Origin of the sequence: Methylobacterium sp. J-090, from assembly GCF_022829345.1 — a bacterium.
In the GTDB taxonomy this organism is placed as follows: Bacteria; Pseudomonadota; Alphaproteobacteria; order Rhizobiales; family Beijerinckiaceae; genus Methylobacterium.
In genome coordinates this window covers 1-20,294 of the sequence record NZ_JAKSXV010000064.1, presented here as the reverse complement: position 1 = coordinate 20,294, position 20,294 = coordinate 1, and the positions used below count along the sequence as shown (strand labels likewise).

General features: G+C 68.3%; 16 protein-coding genes and 1 pseudogene. 8 read left to right on the top strand and 9 right to left on the bottom strand.

Translation table 11 applies throughout. The annotated features are described in order from the left end of the window. Window positions 1-162 precede the first annotated feature (162 nt). Window positions 163-1,314 carry a glycosyltransferase gene (locus tag MKK49_RS09515; protein ID WP_244027959.1) on the top strand — a complete coding sequence of 384 codons (1,152 nt, stop codon included), beginning with the start codon at window positions 163-165 and terminating at the stop codon, window positions 1,312-1,314. Here MKK49_RS09515 and MKK49_RS09510 read toward each other — a convergent pair. Further along, window positions 1,301-2,848, bottom strand: coding sequence for a GMC family oxidoreductase (locus tag MKK49_RS09510; protein WP_244027958.1), 1,548 nt, complete (start codon window positions 2,846-2,848; stop codon window positions 1,301-1,303). The genes MKK49_RS09515 and MKK49_RS09510 overlap by 14 nt on opposite strands. Then, window positions 2,845-4,266, bottom strand: a complete 1,422-nt coding sequence (locus MKK49_RS09505; RefSeq protein ID WP_279595437.1) for an alpha/beta hydrolase — start codon at window positions 4,264-4,266, stop codon at window positions 2,845-2,847. Before MKK49_RS09505 ends, MKK49_RS09510 begins: the two co-directional genes overlap by 4 nt. 177 nt (window positions 4,267-4,443) lie before the next feature. On the opposite strand from MKK49_RS09505, the gene MKK49_RS09500 reads away from it, so the two are divergent. Further along, on the top strand, window positions 4,444-6,534 hold the full coding sequence (locus tag MKK49_RS09500) for a prolyl oligopeptidase family serine peptidase (protein ID WP_244027956.1): 2,091 nt from the start codon (window positions 4,444-4,446) through the stop codon (window positions 6,532-6,534). A 42-nt stretch (window positions 6,535-6,576) separates the two neighbouring features. Here the strand turns inward: MKK49_RS09500 and MKK49_RS09495 are convergent, their stop codons facing one another. Continuing rightward, window positions 6,577-7,374: a lytic transglycosylase domain-containing protein gene (locus MKK49_RS09495; protein WP_244027955.1), complete on the bottom strand. Its 798-nt coding sequence runs from the start codon at window positions 7,372-7,374 to the stop codon at window positions 6,577-6,579. Window positions 7,375-7,725: 351 nt separating this feature from the next. Here MKK49_RS09495 and MKK49_RS09490 point away from each other — a divergent pair, with 351 nt between their 5' ends. The 3 genes from MKK49_RS09490 (at window position 7,726) to MKK49_RS09480 (ending at window position 10,388) form a co-directional block, all read left to right on the top strand. Next, entirely contained in the window at window positions 7,726-8,358 is a 633-nt protein-coding gene (locus MKK49_RS09490; protein ID WP_244027954.1) for a phosphatase PAP2 family protein, read from the top strand. A gap of 132 nt (window positions 8,359-8,490) precedes the next feature. Beyond that, the gene (locus tag MKK49_RS09485) at window positions 8,491-9,390 is read left to right on the top strand and encodes a transporter (RefSeq protein WP_244027953.1); all 900 of its coding nucleotides are present in this window, start codon (window positions 8,491-8,493) and stop codon (window positions 9,388-9,390) included. A gap of 413 nt (window positions 9,391-9,803) precedes the next feature. Continuing rightward, complete coding sequence (locus MKK49_RS09480) at window positions 9,804-10,388, top strand: PAS domain-containing protein (protein ID WP_244027952.1); 585 nt, start codon at window positions 9,804-9,806, stop codon at window positions 10,386-10,388. A 636-nt stretch (window positions 10,389-11,024) separates the two neighbouring features. On the opposite strand, the gene MKK49_RS09475 is transcribed toward MKK49_RS09480, so the two are convergent. Next, on the bottom strand, window positions 11,025-11,702 hold the full coding sequence (locus MKK49_RS09475; protein ID WP_244027951.1) for a GntR family transcriptional regulator: 678 nt from the start codon (window positions 11,700-11,702) through the stop codon (window positions 11,025-11,027). Between the two features lie 432 nt (window positions 11,703-12,134). Between MKK49_RS09475 and oxc the strand changes: the two genes are divergently transcribed. Both oxc and frc read left to right on the top strand, forming a co-directional pair. Continuing rightward, complete coding sequence (gene oxc / locus MKK49_RS09470) at window positions 12,135-13,883, top strand: oxalyl-CoA decarboxylase (RefSeq protein WP_244027950.1); 1,749 nt, start codon at window positions 12,135-12,137, stop codon at window positions 13,881-13,883. 249 nt (window positions 13,884-14,132) lie between these two features. Next, window positions 14,133-15,407 (top strand): formyl-CoA transferase, encoded by a 1,275-nt coding sequence (gene frc, locus MKK49_RS09465; protein ID WP_244027948.1) that lies wholly within the window; start codon window positions 14,133-14,135, stop codon window positions 15,405-15,407. 10 nt (window positions 15,408-15,417) lie between these two features. On the opposite strand, the gene MKK49_RS09460 is transcribed toward frc, so the two are convergent. From MKK49_RS09460 to MKK49_RS09440, 5 genes are all read right to left on the bottom strand, one after another. Beyond that, entirely contained in the window at window positions 15,418-15,588 is a 171-nt protein-coding gene (locus tag MKK49_RS09460) for a hypothetical protein (RefSeq protein WP_244027947.1), read from the bottom strand. A 291-nt stretch (window positions 15,589-15,879) separates the two neighbouring features. Further along, entirely contained in the window at window positions 15,880-16,851 is a 972-nt protein-coding gene (locus MKK49_RS09455; protein WP_244027946.1) for a helix-turn-helix domain-containing protein, read from the bottom strand. A 270-nt stretch (window positions 16,852-17,121) separates the two neighbouring features. Further along, window positions 17,122-17,943, bottom strand: coding sequence for a calcium-binding protein (locus MKK49_RS09450; protein WP_244027945.1), 822 nt, complete (start codon window positions 17,941-17,943; stop codon window positions 17,122-17,124). Window positions 17,944-18,590: 647 nt separating this feature from the next. Then, window positions 18,591-18,872: a hypothetical protein gene (locus tag MKK49_RS09445; protein WP_244027944.1), complete on the bottom strand. Its 282-nt coding sequence runs from the start codon at window positions 18,870-18,872 to the stop codon at window positions 18,591-18,593. A 310-nt stretch (window positions 18,873-19,182) separates the two neighbouring features. Next, window positions 19,183-19,596: a CBS domain-containing protein gene (locus tag MKK49_RS09440; RefSeq protein WP_244027943.1), complete on the bottom strand. Its 414-nt coding sequence runs from the start codon at window positions 19,594-19,596 to the stop codon at window positions 19,183-19,185. 434 nt (window positions 19,597-20,030) lie between these two features. Here MKK49_RS09440 and MKK49_RS09435 point away from each other — a divergent pair. After that, window positions 20,031-20,294 (top strand): annotated as a pseudogene (locus MKK49_RS09435) (oxalate/formate MFS antiporter); the annotation flags it as partial.

Genomic DNA, 20,294 nt, shown 5'->3' with positions numbered 1-20,294 from the left:
TGCGGACGCCGATCACTTCAGGCGCGCCTTCATGAATCGGACAGGCGTTAGGCCGAGCCACTGGCGTAAAGCGTCGCTGCGCACCGCCATTGTTCCGCTTGGCCAACCTGCTAGGGACGATTCCCGCTGCGCCGTCCAAAGCCGCGCGCCAGGAGTCTTGTCGTGCCGCCCCACTTCCCCGACACCGTCATCGCCATCCCGGTCCGCAACGAGGCCGAGCGGATCGAGGCGTGTCTGCGCGCCATCGACGCCCAGGCAGGTCTCGTGCCCGGCAGCCTCGGCCTCATGCTGTTCCTCAACAACTGCACGGACGGCACCCAGGAGATCGTCGAGGCCCTGCGCCCGACCCTGTCGGTGCCGATGCGGGTCACGCACGTGGATTATGCCGACGCTCATGCCGGTTGGGCCCGGCGCGAGGCCATGAACGCCGCCGTCGAGTGGATCGGCCCGGTGGCGGCCGGCGGCACGATCCTGTCCACGGATGCCGACAGCCGGGTGCCGCCGGACTGGGTCGCCCGCAACCTCGCGGCCCTGCGCGCCGGGGCCGACGCGGTGGCCGGACGGATCGAGCTCGATGCCGACGAGGCCGCCCTGCTGCCGCCGTCCCTACACGAGCGCGGCCGCCTGGAGGATGCCTACAGCGCCGTGCTGACGGAGATCGAGGCGCGCCTCGACCCCGATCCGTACGATCCTTGGCCATGCCACCGCACCACCATCGGCGCGACCCTGGCGGTGACCCGCGACGCCTACGTGGCGGTGGGCGGCATGCCGGCCATTGCGCTGGGCGAGGACGGCGCCTTCGTCGCTGCCCTCCTACGCCAAGGGTTTCACGTCCGCCACGCGCCCGACGTGGTGGTGACGGTGTCGGGCCGCCTCGTCGGCCGGGCACCGGGCGGTGTCGCTGACACCATCCGAGCCCGCTGCGAGAAGCCCGACAGCCTGTGCGACGCCCGCCTCGAAGCGGTGCCACGCGCCGTGTTCCGCTACCTATGCCGGCGCCGCCTGCGCCGCCTCCACGCCGACGGCCGGCTCGGTCTAACGCGCGGCTGGGCACGTTTCCTGAAGATCCCCGAATCCGACGCCGCCCGCATCGCCGCCCTGCCGCTCCCCGGCCTCGCGGTGGCCGAAGCCGAGCGGGTGAGCCCGCGCCTCGTCTACCGCCCCCTCGGGCCGTTCGAGCTGGCGCGCCACATCCGCCTCGCCGCGCTGGCCCTCGTGCCGATCCGGGCACTCACCGGTCTCGCGAACCGGCGCGTCCCCGCACCGCCGCAGCGTCCGGTCGCGGCGAAACTGGAGGTCCCTACCGGCCCCTGAGGAACGCCTCGGCCGTGCGCAGGCTGAGCGCCATGATGGTCAGCGCCGGGTTGGCCGAGAGCGAGCTCGGGAAGGTCGAGCCGTCGCTGATCCAGAGATTCGGCACCTCGAAGCTGCGGCCGAACGGATCGACCACGGCCGTGTCGCCATCCCGCCCCATGCGACAGGTGCCCAGGGTGTGGGCCACCCGCTCCAGCACCCAGATGTCGCTGGCGCCCGCCGCCTCCCAGATCGCCTTCATGGTCCGGGTGGCTTGCTGGTTCAGGCGATCCTCGTTGGTCCCGTAGCCGAAGCTGATGTGAGCCTTCGGCACCCCGAAGGCGTCGACCTCGTCGGACAGGGTGAGGACGTTGGCATCGCACGGCAGGGTCTCGCCGTTGATGCCGATGCCGGCGATGTGGTTGTAGCGCCCGAGGTAGTCGGTCAGCGCCTGTCCCCACAGGCCGCGCCCCCGCGCCACGGAGTTGCCGAAGGTGAGCGGGACCACGCCGAGACTCTGCATGAGGTAGCCGCCGGCGAAGTCCGCGTCGCCCGGCCGCACCATGTCCTCGCTGATGATCGAGGACGGGTAGCCGCGGTTCATCCGGACCTCGCCGTCGAAGGTGCCCCAGACCTGGGTCGCGACGTGGCCCATGTAGTTGCGACCGACCTGACCGCTGCCGTTGGCGAGGCCGAGATGGAGCAGCAGGCGGGGCGTTTCCACCGCGCCGGCACACAGGAACACCGCGGCGCATCGCTGCCGGTGCTCCGTTCCGTCGTGCCGGTACGTAACGGCCGTGATCCGTCCCGTCCCGTCGCGCGCCGTTCCGTGGACGCGGCACAGGGAACGGATCTCGGCCCCATGCGCGACGGCCAGCGGCAGGTAGGTCACGTCCATGCTGGTCTTGGCGCCGTTGCGGCAACCCTGGTGGCAGAAACCGCAATTGATGCAGGCGTTTCGGGTCCCTCCCCCCTCCTGGGCGAAGTCCCGCGACACCATCGCCGCCGGCGCATCGGTGGCACGAATGCCCAAGCCCTCGCAGGCCTGCGCCATGATCCGGGCCGGACCGTTGCGCGGCACCGGCGCCAGAGGGTAGCGCCGCTGCGCATCCCATGGGTAGGATTGCGGGCCGGAGACCCCGATAAACCCTTCCACACGCTCATAGAATGGCTTCAGCTCGTCGTAATCGACGGGCCAGTCGATCCCCTCTCCCGTCTCCGTGCGGAGCTTCAAATCACGCTGGTCGGCCCGGGGGGTGAACGCCCCCCAATGCAGGGTCGAACCGCCGACTCCCGTGCCGCTGTTGTTGGCCCCGAACGCCTCCGGGGTGGAGCCGCCGCTGAGGCGCTCCTCGGTCCAGTAGATCTCGTCGGCCAGGGTTTCGTCAAAGGCGAACCGGGCCGGATCGAAGTTCGGCCCCGCCTCCAGGGCGACCACCTTCAGGCCGGCCGCGGCCAGTCGCGCGAGGAGCGGCGCGCCCCCCGCCCCCGTACCGATGACGACGGCATCGACCATCTCGTCGGTGGCGTAACGGCGCATGGTGTCGAGGTTCATCGGACATCCGTCCCCTGAGCGATGGGTTCCCAGGGCTCCCGGGCGTCGATTCCGAGTTCGGTGAAGCCGGACAGGCGTTCGCTGTCGTCGCCCCCGGCGCCGATGCCACTGAAGCCGAGGCGTGCCAGGGCGGCCGGATGGGCGAGATAGGTTCGCACCACGTCGCCGCGCAGATCCTCGAACCACAGCTTCATCTGCGGACCATCGAGGTCTCCATCGACGGTCGGCAATTCGCCCTCCGCGACGGCCGCAAGCAAGGCGTCCTGCACCTGTGTCTGGAGCGCAAGGAACCCGACCGCATGAGTGGCCGAGGAGGCCACATCGAGGGTGCGCAGGGCTGCCGCGTAGGCTTCGGGGTCGGGTGGCAACCTGACAAATCGCCAGCCGTCGCCCGTTCCGCTCGCCAGACGCACCTCAATGCGGGCACCGATGTCGATGCGGGGCTCGCTAGGTTGTGGCAGCACCCGATCGACCACCGCCCGCAGGAGCGCGAGTTCGACGGCATTCAGGACCGTCGGGCGATAGGCCGGATCGTCCGGCTCGGCCCGTGTCTCCAGAGCCGCACGCAGGCGGCCATTGACCCGCGGCGAAACGATGAGGGCCTCATACGCCTCTGGCACGGGCACCGGCACCGGACAAAGCCCCGTCGGCCGAGCCATCGCTTCGCGGACCAGTTCGGCCACGGTTTCCGGCCGCTCCAGTGGCAGCAGATGGCCGGCCCCGTCGAGCACGATGTGCCGAGCATCGGCAAGATGCGGCAGCATCAGGCAGGCCTGCGCGGCGGCACCGAGATCGGCGTCTTCCGATCCGCTGAGCACCAGGGCGGGAGATCGCAGCACACCGATGCAGCGGGTCAAATCCTCCCGACTGCCTGCCTCGAGCCACGCGATCCAGGCGCTCGGATCGGCCCGCAACACATCGGCCACGGCGCGTACCTTGTCGGGTTCCTGGAGGGGAACACCGGTGTTCTGGTCGATGAATTCATCGGCTTTCGCATGCCGCGTGCCCGCGTCAGCGGAGATCCAGGCTATCATCTCCTGACGCTTGTCTTCCGACATGGGCTCGGGGCTGGGCGGCGAGCCGGCCAGGAGAACGAGGCCCTCGAAGCCTGCGAGCGTTGGATCGCCATCCTCCGCCCGGCGCGCCAGCGCGAGAGCGACCTTCGCTCCCATGCTGTGCCCCGCGATCCACCAGTGCGCGGGGGCCAGGGTGGCGATCTGCCCGGCGATGTGGTCAGCCATAGCGGCCACGGAGGTGCCGGGCACGGACGCTGCGTCGCCGAAGCCCGGCAGGTCGAGGGCCACACAGCGTATGGCTTCGCCGAGCTGTCGCGCCACGCCATCCCACTCGCGTGCAGAGCCGCCGAGGAAATGCAGACAGAAGAGTGTGGGTGGTGGGGTGGCGGACGCGTGTGGCATGAGGTCGACATCGCGCCCTGCGCCGCTGCTTCAAGCGGCCCGATCCGCGACCGCTCGCAGCACCCCCCCGGCAGTAATCCCCCCGCTCGCGGGAACGTCATCGTTCGCCCGACGCGCACCGCAGATTGCTGTAGGCGGGCCGTGCCTCGCCGGCCGAGTTGGCTTACCTTTGCGCCCATGACAGATTCGACCAAATTCATCCCGGACCCACGCCCGACCCGCGACCGGCCGGACGACGATCCCTATCTCTGGCTCGAAGCGGTCGACGGCGCGGCAGCGTTGGCCTGGGTCGAGGCGCAGAATACCGGCACCCTGGCGCGCTTCGCCGATGGATCGTTTACCCGCGATCGCGAGACCGCCCGCGCATTGATGGACCGGCCGGACCGCATCGCCATGGTGCGCCGGCGGGGTGACCGCTTCTACAATTTCTGGAAGGATGCCGAGCATCCGCGCGGTCTGTGGCGCCGGACCACAGAGAGCGATTACCGCGACGGGACGCCCGACTGGGATGTCCTGCTGGACCTCGACGCCCTGGCAGCGGCCGAGGGCGAGGATTGGGTCTGGGCCGGAGCCGACCTGATTCCCCGGACCCGCGACCGGGCCCTGTTGAAACTCAGCCGGGGTGGGGGTGATGCCACGGTCCTGCGGGAGTTCGACATGACCACCCTGGCCTTCGTGGGCGACGGCTTCGTCCTGCCCGAGGCCAAGGGCGGGGCGACCTGGCTCGACCGCGACACCCTGCTCCTGTCGAGCGCCCTCGGCGAGGGCATGGCCACCCGCGCCGGCTATCCCCGCACCGTGCGCGTGTGGATGCGCGGGACCGATCCACAGGCCGCGAAAATCCTGTTCGAGACCGCATCGGACAACATGGGCGTCTGGGCCGGCGTCGAGCGACCCGCGGGCGAGGAGCGCATCGTCATCGCCGAGCGCACGGGCTTCTTCGATGGGCATCTCCATCTGGCGAAACGCGACGGCGTCGCCACGCGTCTCGACATCCCGTCCGATGCCGAAATCCACCTCCACCATGACAGGCTCGCCGTTCAGCCGCGCACGACCTGGAGCGTCGGTGGGCGTACCTATGCTCCCGACACGGTGGTGGCGATGGCGCTGCCGGACTTCCTCGCCGGGGACAGGAACTTCGCGGTTCTGTGGGAACCGAGTGAGCGGCGCGCCCTGCAGGACGTGTTCTGGTCGGGCAAGCGCCTCATCATTGGCGCCCTGGATAACCTGAGTCCGCGTTTCGGCCTGTGCGAAGTGGGCCCGGCGGGCTGGACCTACCGTCCCCTCCCCGGCCTGCCGGCCATCGGCACCGTGTCGGTCTGGCCCCTCGACGCGGATCCGGATGAGACCGACGGTGAACTCAGCGCCCTGGTACAGGACCCGGTGACGCCCCCGACCCTGTTGGCGATCCCCCCTGCCCTGTCGAATCCGACCGTTCTGCGGACCACGCCCGCGACCTTCGACGCGGCCGGCCTGCGGGTGACCCGGCACGAGGCGGTCTCAGAGGACGGCACGCGCATCCCCTACGTCCAGACCGGACCGGACGGTGTGACGGGCGATGCGCCCGTGCATCTCACCGCCTATGGCGGCTTCAAGGTCTCGGTCCTGCCGACCTACCAGGCGGTGATGGGCAAGCTCTGGCTGGAACCCGGCGGCACCAGCGTGGTGGCCAACATCCGCGGCGGCGGCGAGTTCGGCACGGCCTGGCACGAAGCCGGACGACGGGAAGGCAAGGCGCTGGCGCACGACGACTTCGCGGCCGTGGCGGCCGACCTCGTGGGGCGCGGCATCACACGACCGGGCCGCATCGCCGCCGAGGGCGGATCGAATGGCGGCCTCCTCATCGCCAACATGCTGACGCGCTATCCCGAGCGGTTCGGCGCTCTGTTCTGCACCATCCCGCTCATCGACATGCGGCGCTATACCAAGCTGCTCGCCGGGGCGAGCTGGATCGCCGAGTACGGCGACCCGGACGATCCGGCGGATTGGGCGTTCCTTCAGGGCATCTCGGCCTATCATGCGGCGGAAGCCGGACGGCCCTACCCACCGACCCTTATCGCCACGAGCCGGCGCGACGACCGCGTCCATCCGGGCCATGCCCGCAAGATGGCCGCCAAGCTGCAGGCGCTCGGCTATGGAACCGCGTTCTACGAGCCCGCCGCCGGGGGGCACGGCTACGGCAACGACAGCACGCAGGCCGCGACCTTCATGGCCCTGGGCATCGGATTCCTGCGCCGGTCGATCGGCTGGAATCCCCAACGGGTCTGATGGGTTGGTCCCCAGGCGCCGGTTGGCGCCCGGGGTAAAGGATCACTGCCCGTCGATCCGGCTGCCGAGGAGAGCGATGGCCCTCTGGTAGACGGAGGCCGCATTCCAGCCCTGGATCGCGGCGAAGTTCGGCTCGCCCGGCTGGTAGCCGGCCCCACGCTGCCAGCCATGCGCCTTGAGGAAATTCGCGGTTGCGTTCAAGGCGTTGGGGATGCTGTCGAGGCTGCCGCCGGTCCCGTAGTTCAGCACGCTCTTGGGCAGGAACTGGGTGTGGCCGACCTCGCCGTGGGCGGCGCCCCGGGTGGCGGGCGTGAGGATGCCCCGATCGACGAGGGTCAGGGCGGCGTTGAGCTGGTCGGTGAAGAAGGCCGAGCGGCGACAATCGTAGGCGAGGGTCGCCACAGCCGACAGGGTGTTGACGTTGCCGCGCACGGCGCCGAAGCCGGTCTCCATGCCCCAGATCGCCAGGAGCGGGCCGGCCGGCACGCCGTAGCGCTGCTCGATGGAGGCGAACAGGGCCGCGTTCTGCTGCTTCAGGGCGCGTCCGCGAGAGACGATGGCGGGGCCGCCGCGCTTGGCCAGGAACTGATCGAGGCTGAGCTTGAAGCTCTTCTGGCCCCGGTCGGCCGAGATGGTCGCCGTCGAGTAAGATGTTCCCATCAGGGCGGCCAAGCTTTCGGCACTCGCCCGACCGCGCGACTCGTCGGCGAAATCCCGCTTCCAGGATTCGAAGCCCGACGCGGTGTTGCCGCAGGTCGCCGCCTGGGCCTGACCCAGGAGACCGAGGAGGGCCGCGACGCACGCCGCACCGGACAACTTGTGATACCTGCGTCTCGACATTCGAAAACTCCTCACGACCCTGGATCCGGCGATCGCAATCTGTGCCGAACCCGTTCGGGCAACGCTCGGCCACCGGACGATGTCAACTCCAAGGCACCGGAGCACCTTGGCGGTGGCGCAGGCGCTTATTTCGGGCATTGTGGCGGGGAAGGCTCCAAGACGGCGGCGCGGCGAGCCGCAATCCCCGTTCCGCGCCGTGCAGCGCGGAACGGCGCGTCCCCCGGGTGGAACGGGGCCGCCGGTCCGCGCGGTGAAGCCCTGCGCCGGTCCACGGCCGCCCGGCGCCGGCGCGGCGTCCCGGCGCGCGGCCGCGGGCCGTCGAACGCACGGACCACGGCCGCGTTGAGAGCCATGCGCGACCATGACATCCCGGACCGGACCCGTGATTCCCACCGCCTGCCGGGGGAAACGGCCGACATCGGCCTCGCGGTCGGCCTCGGCGCGGCCAGGGACCATCCGGCCATCCGCGCCGTGGGCGCCCTCAGCGAGGTCGGCGCCTGGGAGGTGCTGTTCGCCGGGTCCGCCGCGATCTGGGCGGCGGGCGCGGTGCGGGGCGATTCCCGGATGGCGGCGGCCGGCCGGCACATGCTCGGGGCCGGACTCCTGGCGAGCGTGGTCAAGACCACCCTGAAGCGCCTCGTCCACCGTACCCGGCCCAACGTGCTGATGGAGACCGGCCTGTACGCGCGGGGATGGCTCGGCCCCAATGACGGGCCCTGGCAATCCTTCCCGTCGGGGCATGCCGCCGTGAGCGTCGCGGTGGCGCGGGCCGTCGCCCGCACCCGGCCGCGCGCACGTCATATCGCCCATGCGGCGGCGGGCGGCGTGGTGGCGGCGCAGGTGCTGCGCGGGGCGCACTACCCGGCGGACGTGATCGCGGGCGCCCTCATCGGCCTCGCCGCCGAAGCCGCCGTGAACCGCCTCGTCGGGGCGGTGCCACAGGCGGCCGGACCCGACGTCGCGTCGACACCGATCGGTGTGTGACACCCCTGCGACACCCGCCATCCCACGAACGCCCCGGGTGGGACGGAACGCGGCACCCGGTCCGTCAACCCTGCGAGGGCCGGTTCGGCCGCGGCGCATTCCGCGCTGCGGACGGCTCTCGCGAGGCGACGCATGATCGGCAGAATCAACACGGTCCAGCGCCGGTTCGGGGCGGCTCTCCTCGGGGGCACCGCGCTCCTGGCCCTGGGGTCGGGCGCGGCGCGGGCCGCCTCGGCGGCCCAGCCCGGCCAGACCGTCGGCCTCCCCGTCGGGGCGCAGCTTCCCGTCGGACTCTACTTCGTGAACACCTCGAGCTTCGGCGTGCGGGACACCCAGCCCCGCGAGTCCGAATCGAACATCAACCTGCCGACCTTCCTGTGGGCCACGCCCTGGAGCCTGTTCGGCGCGCGGCTGAACCTCGCCACCACCCAGCCCGTCGTCGCCTCGAGCGTGCGCGGCGCGCCCTACCAGAGCGGCATCGGCGTGCCCCTGATCGCCGCCCAGCTCGCCTGGAAGCTCGGCGACGATTTCGGCGTCAGCTACCTGTTCGGCGGCTACCACCCCGTCGAGACCCGGTTCGTGATCCAGAACGCCTCCCTCAGCCACCGCTTCGCCGCGAGCTACACCGGCGACGGCTGGAACCTGACGGCGAACCTGCTCTACGGCATCTACCTCGACCCGATCTCGCCGCAGGGAACGGTCTATCCCGACTATCTCAACCTCGATCTGACGGCGACGAAGAAGTTCGGCAAATGGGAGATCGGCCCCGTCGCCTTCGGATCGGCCGACCTGCCGACGCGCTTTCCCGGCTATCGGCGCCAGAGCCAGGTCGCCGTGGGCGGCCTCGTCGGGTACAATTTCGGGCCGGTGAACCTCCAGGCCTACGTCACGCAGGACGTGGCCGAGCGCAATTACGGCGGCCGCGAGACCCGTGGATGGCTGCGCGTGATCGTGCCGATCTACAAGGAGGCCACCAATTCGGCCGCCCCCTCCCCGTCGGTGACCGGTCCGGCCCGCCTCGCGCGGCGCTGATCCGCCGGTGCGACGGGCCGATACGGCGTGACCGCCGCCCTCCGAATCGCGCGTGCGATGCGACGGTCTCGGTGACGGCCACGCCCGCGCCCCGATTCGCCGTGGGGCGCGGGAGCTGGCCAACGATCTCCCGAATCAGCGCCATGTTGTGCGGACGTCGTCATCCCCTGCGGACCGTGATCCGCGGCATTTTGTCGGACCTGGCATGAATGTCGCACATATCTGAACGTTGTTCGGAGCGACGATCGAGCGAACCTGCCTATGGTATTCCCTTAAGGCATTCACGCCATAGCTGTGCCATGCGGACGCGTGGAACCGAGAGTTGCGTGCGCAATTTAAAATTGCGGATCACACGGTTTCACATCATGGCAAAGCGACGGCGCAAGCGCCGGAATACGATCGAAAGCCAGTCCATGAATACCACGGCACATCACGCCACAGATCTCGATCATCTCCGTGCGGCCCTCGAGACCTCGTGCGTCGTCGGGACCTGGGGGTGGGATCATGTTCGCGGTGTCGTCGTCTACGACGAGGGGGCGGCGCGACTTCTGACGGGCGATCCCGAACTTGCCGGACGTGAGCTCAAGGGGCCGGGCGCCCTCGCGTTGGTCCATCCGGCCGACATGACCTGGCTCATGGATCATATGCTCCGGGCCATACGCCTGGGCGGCGTGGTCCTGGCCGAGTACCGCGTCTTCCTGATGGACGGCACGGTCCGATGGCTGCTCAGTCGCGGACGGACCTATCACGACGCGGCGAGCCAACCGATCCGGTCCCACGGAATCCTGATCGACATCACCGAGATGCGGGACGGCGGCGAGCGCTACGTCCTCGGCACCCCGTCGGCGGGGGAGGACGCGCTGGCGCGGGCCGCGGACCTCGCCATCTCGCTGAAACGATCCCTGAACGCCGATACCCCGCCTGAGGTGACGGCGGCGGCCGATCTGCTCCTGCTCAGCCTCGGCCGTGCCATCGCCCGGACGGTCGAACACCACTGACAGTGAGGGGTTTTGCGTCGGGCTGTCGGCTGATCGCGCGGGCGCCCCGCCGTGACGGACACGGCGATCGCGGATGCGGATCGCCCGATCGAACGACGTCCAGGACGGGTCCTGCAAGACGGGCCTTGCAAGACGGGCCTTGCATGACGGATCTCGCGGAGACGCTACCGCCTCGGCGCGCGTTCCCTTCGCCCCGCTTTCGGGGAGAGGGGAACGCGCGCCGGTCGTTCGACACCAAATCCGATCGACCAGTTCGGGTCGCTGGAATGGATGGAGCGCGGGTCCCCACGCCTTCCAGGCAGGGCAATCGCAGATGGGTTTTCCCGGCGCTCGAACGCGAAGCAAAGCGCTTGGAACAGTCACGACAGGCCCCCTCTCCTGGAAGGAGAGGGTTGGGGTGAGGTGTGCGAACTCCCCGGAAAGGTCACACACCTCACCCTGTCCCTCTCCTGGAAGGTGTGGGGACCCGTGCTGCCCGCACGTTGAGGGAATGCCGTAGCCCGGAAGGAGACGGGCCCCCGTCGCCGTTCATCTGCGATCGCCCTCCCTTCCAGGAGAGGGAGCCGGTCGTGACCGCTCGATCCGAGGCGATAGCCGCCCCGCGCCGCCGCGTCCCCCGGCGGGACGGCGGCCGGCTCAATCCAGATAGTCGCCGTACATCTCGACGTGACGCGCCAGTCCGAGGCCGTGCTCGCGCACGAGGCGCTCGGACAGGTCGGCGTCGCGGGCCTCCAGGGCCTCGATGATCGCCACGTGCTCCTTGATGGAATTGGCGGCGCGGTCGCCCTGGCGCAGGGCGGCGTTGCGGATGCCGCGCACGTGCATCAGCAGGTTGCTGGTGATGTCGCGGATCACGTCGCATTGGCCGAGCGAGATGATCTTCTGGTGAAAACGGATGTTGGCGTCCGAATACTCGTCCATGTGGTCGGACGGGCGGCCCTCGTAGAATTCCGGAAACCGCTCGCGCAGGCAGGCCAGCTGCTCGTCGGTCGCCCGCGTGCAGGCGAGGCGCGCGGCCATGCTCTCCAGGGCCGACCAGGCCTGGATCATCGCGACGATCTCGTCCTTGGTCTTCTTGATCACGAACACGCCGCGCCGCGCCTCGAAGCGCACGAACCCTTCCTGTTCGAGCACCGTCAGTGCTTCGCGGACGGGGGTGCGACTCACCCCGAGATTCAACGACAACTTGCGCTCGTCCAGACGAACCTCGTCCTTCTGATCGTAGATGTTCATGTTGGTGATGGCTTCTTTCAGCGCATCGTAGGCCAGGGCGCGCAAGCTCGACGTCGCGGCGATGGGTTTGACGTGAAACATGTCGGACTTCACCACCTTCGCATCGGACCCCGTGGGAACGGCCCGTACCGGCCGCGCTTCCATGATTGTGACCATGGCAAATTCAACCTTGTGAGACAAGGACTTGGGGCGGGGCAAGCTCCGGGTGTCCCGGGCGGGACGAACTCGGAACGCCTGTCCCGCCACATCTTCGTGATCCGGCCGCCCCGACCGTGAGCCGCCCCTGCGGACGGGTCGCCGGACCCGGACGACGGGCGTCGCTTGACGACTGGTATTTGGTATGCCAACTTTCACGAACTGGCAAACGAACACGCCGAATCCCTCGCGACATATCCGGCGCCGACGCCATCGGCGCCTCGATCCCGCCCCTCACGAACCGTCCCGTTCGGTGCGTGGGCCTGCGCGAACGCGGCCCGAACCCGGGCACCACAAGAACAACCCAGGAGGAAACCCATGTCCGCAGCATTGGCCCAGAGCCTCGTCGACGATCATTCCGCCGCCGAGCCGGAGATCACGGACGGGTTCCACCTCGTCATCGACGCGCTCAAGCTCAACGACATCACCACCATCTATGGCGTGCCGGGCATTCCGATCACGGATCTCGGCCGGTTGGCCCAGGCGGCCGGCATGCGGGTGATCTCGTTCCGCCACGAGCAGCACGCGGGCAACGCCGCCGCCATCGCGGGCTTCCTCACGCAGAAGCCCGGCATCTGCCTCACGGTCTCGGCGCCCGGCTTCCTCAACGGCCTCACGGCGCTCGCCAACGCCACCACCAACTGCTTCCCGATGATCCTGATCTCGGGCTCGTCCGAGCGCGAGATCGTCGACCTGCAGCAGGGCGACTACGAGGAGATGGACCAGCTCGCCATCGCCAAGCCCCTGTGCAAGGCGGCCTTCCGCGTGCTGCACGCCGCCGATATCGGCATCGCCGTGGCGCGCGCCATCCGGGCGGCGGTCTCGGGCCGGCCCGGCGGCGTCTACCTCGACCTGCCGGCCAAGCTCTTCAGCCAGACGATGGATGCGGAGGCCGGCGCCAAGTCCCTCGTCAAGGTCATCGACGCGGCCCCGGCGCAGCTGCCCGCCCCCGATGCCATCAAGCGCGCCCTCAACGTGCTGAAGCAAGCCAAGCGTCCCCTCATCGTGCTCGGCAAGGGCGCGGCCTACGCCCAGGCCGACGACGCGATCCGCGACCTCGTCGAGCGCTCAGGCATTCCCTACGTGCCCATGAGCATGGCCAAGGGCCTTCTGCCCGACACCCACGCCCAGTCGGCGGGCGCGGCGCGCTCCCTAGTCCTGAAGGAGGCCGACGTCGTGCTGCTCGTCGGCGCGCGCCTGAACTGGCTGCTCTCCCACGGCAAGGGCAAGACCTGGGGTGCGCCCGGCTCGAAGAAGTTCATCCAGATCGACATCGAGCCCCGCGAGATGGATTCCAACGTCGAGATCGTCGCGCCCGTTGTCGGCGACATCGCCTCCTGCGTCGGCGCGCTGCTGGACGGCATGGGCAAGGACTGGGCGGCCCCGCCCGCCGCCTGGACCGACGCCATCAAGGCCAAGCGCGACGAGAACCTCGCCAAGATGGCGAACAAGCTGCGCAAGAACGCGGCCCCCATGGACTTTCACGGGGCCTTGGGCGCGCTCAAGACCATCATCGCCGAGCGGCCCGACGCGATCCTGGTCAACGAGGGCGCCAACACCCTCGACCTGGCGCGCGGCATCATCGACATGCACAAGCCGCGCAGGCGCCTCGATGTCGGCACCTGGGGCATCATGGGCATCGGCATGGGCTACGCCATCGCGGCGGCCGTCGAGACCGGCCACCCCGTGCTCGCCGTCGAGGGCGATTCGGCCTTCGGCTTCTCCGGCATGGAGGTCGAGACCATCTGCCGGTACGAGCTGCCGATCTGCATCGTGGTGTTCAACAACAACGGCATCTATCGCGGCACCGACACCGACCCGACGGGCCGCGACCCGGCCACCACGGTCTTCGTCAAGGATTCGCGCTACGACCGGATGATGGAAGCCTTCGGCGGCGTCGGCGTCAACGTGACGACGCCGGACGAACTCTCCCAGGCCGTGAACGCCGCCATGGATTCGGGCCGCCCGACCCTGATCAATGCGGTCATCGACCCGCAGGCCGGCACGGAGAGCGGCAACATCGGCAGCCTCAACCCGCAGAGCACCGTGCGCAAGAAGCCGGCGTGAGGCGGGATGTCGTGAGCCTTCACGTTTCGACGTGAGGCGCGACAGGACTCCCTCTCCTGGAAGGAGAGGGTTGGGGTGAGGTGTGGGACCTTCTCGGAGAGTTCGCACACCTCACCCTGTCCCTCTCCTTTCAGGAGAGGGGACCCGCGTTGCCTGCCCGATGCCTCGGAGATGCTGCCTGTCCGGACGCCCTGTTCGCGGGTCGGTCTGCCACCATCCGGTATCGTGTCTCAATCCAGCGGTGAGACCATGAAAGCGCTCGAAAACGTCAAGATCCTCGACTTCACCCATGTCCAGTCGGGGCCGACCTGCACGCAGCTGCTGGCCTGGTTCGGGGCGGACGTGATCAAGGTGGAGCGCCCCGGCGCGGGGGATGCGACGCGCGATCAGCTTCAGGACCTGCCCGACGTGGACAGCCTGTACTTCACCATGCTGAACCACAACAAGCGCTCCATCACCCTCGACACCAAGACCCCCGAAGGGATCGAGGTGCTGTGGCGGCTGGTGTCCGAGTGCGACGTGCTGGTGGAGAACTTCGCGCCGGGAGCGCTCGCCCGCATGGGCCTGACCTGGGAGACCATCCACGCCGCCAACCCGCGCATGATCCTGGCCTCGGTCAAGGGGTTCGGGCCGGGGGACTATTCGGAGTGCAAGGTCTACGAGAACGTCGCGCAATGCGTCGGCGGGGCGGCCTCGACCACGGGGTTCCGCACGGGCACGCCCATGGTGACGGGCGCGCAGATCGGCGATTCCGGCACGGGCCTGCACCTGGCCCTCGGCATCGTCACCGCCCTCTACCAGCGCACCCATTCGGGACTCGGCCAGCGGGTCGACTGCGCCATGCAGGATTCGGTGCTCAACCTCTGCCGGGTGAAGCTGCGCGACCAGCAGCGCCTCGAGCGCGGTCCCTTGCGGGAATACAGCCAGTTCGGCGAGGGCATTCCGTTCGGCGATGCCGTGCCGCGGGCGGGCAACGATTCCGGCGGCGGCCAGCCCGGCCGCATCCTGAAGTGCAAGGGCTGGGAGACCGATCCCAACGCCTACCTGTACTTCATCACCCAGGGGCCGGTCTGGGAGAAGATCTGCGACGTCATCGGCGAGCCGGACTGGAAGACCCACCCGGACTACGCGACGGCGAAAGCCCGCCTGCCGCACCTCAACGAGATCTTCACCCGCATCGAGGCCTGGACCATGGCCAAGACCAAGTTCGAGGCGATGGCGATCCTCAACGCCCTGCACATCCCGTGCGGGCCGATCCTCTCGATGAAGGAGATCGCCGAGGACCCGGGCCTGCGCGCGGCCGGGACGGTAGTGGAGGTCGATCACCCGACGCGGGGACGCTACCTCACCGTCGGCAACCCGATCAAGCTCTCGGCGAGCCCGACGGAGGTAACGCGCTCGCCCCTGCTCGGCGAGCACACGGCCGAAATCCTGCGCGAGGTGCTGGGCTACTCGGACTCCGAGTGCCGCACCCTCGCGCGGTCGGGAGCCATCGGCGTGCCCGTGGGGATCGCCGCCGAGTAGGCGTTCCGGATCAGGCGATGCCGGCGAAGCGGCCGGCGGAGGCAGCCGCGGCGGCGGCGGGCGCGCGGTCGTCGGTGCGGCTGGCGCCGGTCTGGGGCGAGAGCCGGTCGGCGGCCTTGATCACGAGCAGGACCTGAAGGGCGATCAGGCTGACGGTCGAGACGATGACGGTGGTGAGCATGTGAGTTCCCCTCGGTCGATGTTGCACCGCTTCTATGCCATGGTGCAGCGCGAGTTGATATATCACATTCCTAACACCACCCATGCTTCAACCGCATGACTTGGCCGTCCCGGAGCCCGAGGCCCGAGGACGGCGCAGCGGGAATCCGCGTCCGGTCATGGGTTCGGCAGCAGCATCGGACTTCGATCGGCCGCATCGCGGTGGGCCGGCACGCCCGGACCGGGTGTCCTGAAGTCGGCAGCCGCGCCGTCGAGCCCGATGGTGGCGCCTCCGGGACGCGGGACGGGCCGGTCAGGGCCGGTTCTGCTTCGGCTGAGCCGCAACCCGTTTGTACTTGCTCGGGGTCATGCCGTAGCGATCCCTGAAGCGGCGCGAGAAATGGGCCTGGCCGGAAAAACCGCACCCGTGGGCGATCGCGCCGATGGAGAGGTGAAGGCATCTCGGATCGGTCAGGCGGGCGGCCGCCACGTCGAGGCGGCGCTCCCAGATCCAATCGGAGATGTTGCGACCGCGCTCCCGGAACAGTTCCTGGAGTCGCCGGAGCGAGACACCCATCGCGAGCGCCAGTTGCGCCGGGCACAAGGTTTGATCGTCCAGGTTCGTCTCGAGATACGCTTTCGCGCGCTGGACCAGGACGGTTCCGTGGAGGGGTCTCGGCGTCTCGAGCGCCATGCGTTCGGCGATGCTGGCGACCAGGAGATCGACACCGATCGAGGCCATCCGCGCCGCCGTCTCGGGTGGAAGCCGGTGCTGCACGTCGACCAGGTCCTTGAAGAAACCGACGGCAAGCTTCGTGCTTCCCAGGCCGGCGTCGATCTTCAGAGCGCTGTAGAGCGCCGCCGGTCCCAACAACCGCTCGATCCGATCGCGATCGATCTCGATCACGAGCGACTGGGTCGGCGCCTCGAAGTCCAGGCGAACCGGTCGCGATCTGTCGACGATGACGATCTCGCCCGGATTGTGGATCAGGGACCGGTCATTCTGCGTGCTCGCGGCCATTCCGGCCAGTCTTATGGTGGCCGAGAGGGTATGCTGCTTGCCGTGACGCCGGATGTTTCCCGGGGTCACCTCGGTCGTCAGGGCGCCGAACGTCGAGCGCGTGATGAGAACACCGCCGACATCCGCCGCTTCGAGCATGCCCTCGAACGGGCCATCACCGGTCTTCCGGGCCTCGCTCGGGATGAGGCGTTCGTAGGAGACGTCCCGCCATAAGTCGAACTTCCGATGTTGCGGAATGTTCTCGGTGGTGACCAGGACCCTCATGAACGAACCCTACGGGCGTTTCCGCTGATCACTGTGCTCGACTTCGCATCCTCGCTCGGCGGAGACAATTTGCGGTGACGTCCCGGTCTTTTCAAGGCATCGCGACTCGCGGCTTTCGCCGGATGTGGGGGCGGTGTCCGAGGGGGTGATCGACCCGAGGCCGATGACGTCGGTGCGACAGGCCGCTCGGGGCCGATCGGCTCCCGATCGACCGCGCGGCGGCGCCGGAACCGGCTCCGTGAAGACTGGGTCGCCCCAGTCTTCCGTCGTTCAGACGAGCAGGAAGTCGTGGGCGGACAGGTCCGCGAGCTTGGTGTGCTCGATGGTGAGTGTCTGCGCCAGATCGGTGTCGGTCTTGGGTTCGACCGGGGTGATCACCACGTCGTCGCCGACCTGGGCCCACGCCGCCTGGACGTCCGCGAAGGATTTGAAGTCGGCGAGCGAAAGCTGGATCTTGTCGTGCCCGCGTCCGAAATCCGTGATCGTATCCTGACCGTAATCGGCCATGAACACGAAGGTGTCGGCGCCCCTGCCGCCCGTGAGGATGTCCTTCCCGGTGCCGCCGGCGCCGCCGTCGAGGACATCGTTCCCACGGCCGCCCCAGAGCTGGTCGTCGCCCGCCTGGCCCCGGAGAAGGTCGTCGCCCCTGCCCCCGTGGACGAGATCATCGCCAGGGCCGGCGAGGACAGTGTCATTCCCCGCATAGGTGTGGATGTCGTCGTTCTGCGATTCGGTTTGATTTTCGATCACCGTGTCGTCGCCGCGGAGAATATATCTCAACCCGGCCTCCGGGTTCTGCGCGGAAAGGTCCCGGAATTCTTCCACGTCGACCTTGAGGCCGGTCGCCGACAGAAAAACGCTTCTGTCGGCGGCGGTGTCCGTCGTGCCATAAAGGGCATTCACCTTGCCGGCTTCAAGGTGACCGGTGTCGTCATACTCGAAATGTCTTCCGGTCAGACTGGCGATGTAACCGTCGGCCTGAACGCTATAGACGCCTTCTTCTGACTGGATGACGTTACCAGTATCGAGCTGAATCAGGATGGTTTGGATACCTGCATCCGACAGCGGCAATGTGCTTTCAATGAGAGACATGGCGTGCATCTCCAATGAAAAATGGCGTTGATTCGCCACGCTACACCGTACTGACTACTGAAATCTGTGTCTATCGTGCAGTTCTCATAAATTCAGTAGACATAAATGCTTACTAGGACTTTATACATAATGATTATTGGTCGTTCCAAGGCCAAGCTTGCTTATGATTTGAATTGCCTTGGACAGTGCCATTCCCCGTCGGGGCGCGCTCAACCGAGGGCCGATCCCCTCATACGGTTTCCGCTTGATCAGGTCGGTGAGGCGGTGAAACGCGGGTCCACACACCTTCCAGGAGAGGGAGCACCGACGCGACCGTTCGATTCGAAGTGATTGATCGGAAGAGGTATCAGACCTGGAGGGTGGTGGGGGCATGGACGATTGCGCCCCGGACGGGTTGCGTAAGCCCGATCCGGACGTGCCCCGTGCCCGCCGGCAGAATCGCCGCGCCCGCCGAGGGTCCGCCAGCATCGACCAGAGGCCCCCCGGGGCCGACCGCGAGGGAGTCGGCCGTGCGGCTTCGCCCCTGGCTGCGGGTCGCCACAGCCGGGGCATCGAGACCAACCGCGGCAGCGGGTCGGTCGGGACCCCGGCAGACCGCGATCCCCCGGCGGAGCGTCGGGGGGCGAAGGCCGCCGCGCCCGCGATCCTCAGGCCACGCGGGCCTCGTCGATGGCGTCGAGGCGAAGCTGGTAGCTTTCGCCCCACAGGGTCTCGGCCTTCTCGTACCAGGCCGGATCGAAGAACAGCTTGGCGCAGAACTGGCTGTCCCAGATGCTGACGACGAACAGCTGGGAATCGACGACCTTCACGTGGCGGCTGATGAGCCCGCGCGTGATGCCGACGGACGGGCACATGTCCATGCTCGTCATCCCGAAGGCGTTCTCGCCGCTGAAGATCACGGGGCATTCGAGGATGGCGAGATACCGCATGGTGTTTCCCTTGAAGCGGGCCGTGCGCCCGCGCCTTGTCCCAACCCGCAACCGAAGTGCCGCCGCAGCGGCGTCCCCCAGTGGAGCCCGGGATCACCGGTTCGTGACCCACCGGTGATTTTTGTATACAAACCGTCGACGGGTCAATCCTCCACCGGCCGGAAGTGTCATTTTACGCCGGACGACGAAATTATTGCATCGCAATACTATCGCGTCGCAGAACAAGGCGTTGCGACACCTGAGAGTCGCGCGACAATCGGCAACGAAAGCTCCACCGCGCGGTGAGCGCAGCCCGGCGGGCGATCCCCGGTCAGGGCGCGGGGGCGGTGCCCCGGACCGGCGCGGCGGCCAGGCAATCCCAGATGCTCTCCACGGAGCGCAGGGCGAACCCGTCCATCACCGCGAGGTGTTCGGTCCGGTGCCGGCAGAACGCCGCGAGGCGCTCCTGCGGGGCCAACGCCACATCGACGGCGGCGAAATCGGTCCTGGCCAGGGTCCAGACCAGGGCGTCGAGCACGTCCAAGCCCCCGGCGGTCAGGGCCCGGAAGATGTCGCGTTCCGTCAAGAGGCCGACGATGGCACCATCGGAATCGTGGCGGCCGTCGATGACCACGAGGGCATCGCTGCCGGGCCGCGCCAGCAGGCGCACGGCATCGCGGACGGTGCGATCCATGCGGATGTATTGCAGGGCCGCGCCGCGACCGGACGCATCGCTGTTCTCCACGGCATTTCCTCCCGTCGAACTGCGCCGACTGGCACTGGTATGCACAATACCTACGAGAAACGCCACGACTTTTCGACGCCCGATGCGAGAACCTGCATCATGCTTCCGAACGCCGCCGCTGCCGCGGGGATCACCATCCGGCAGTCCCGACACCGGCGCGAACCGGACACTTGATCTCGCCGCGGCGGGAATACGGTGGAGTATTGCGGCCGATCGGCCACACACTGATCTCGCCAGTCGAGCCGGCCGCGACGCGAAGCATGGTGCGATGCAAAATCGAATCTTGCGGCTTCTACTCTTGACGCCGCCCGCGCGCCGCGCAACCCTGGTATTCCAAATACCAGACGGCACCGCTTCGGTGCCCCGGATGCGCGACGGCACGCCATGGTCGTTCGCGCATGATGTTGGGACAACAAAAGAACGGGAGGATCGTCATGAACAGGGTCGAACCAAGTCAAGTAGCAGGGAAAATTGAACCTGTAGGCGACGGATACCGCTGGGGCCAGCTGGTCATCGGTGTGATCTGCATGGTGATGATCGCCAACCTTCAGTACGGCTGGACGTTCTTCGTGCCCGACATCCAGAAGAAGTTCGGCTTCGACCGCGCCGCGATCCAGTGGGCCTTCACCCTGTTCGTCCTGTTCGAGACCTGGCTCGTGCCCGTCGAGGGCTGGTTCGTCGACAAGTACGGCCCGCGC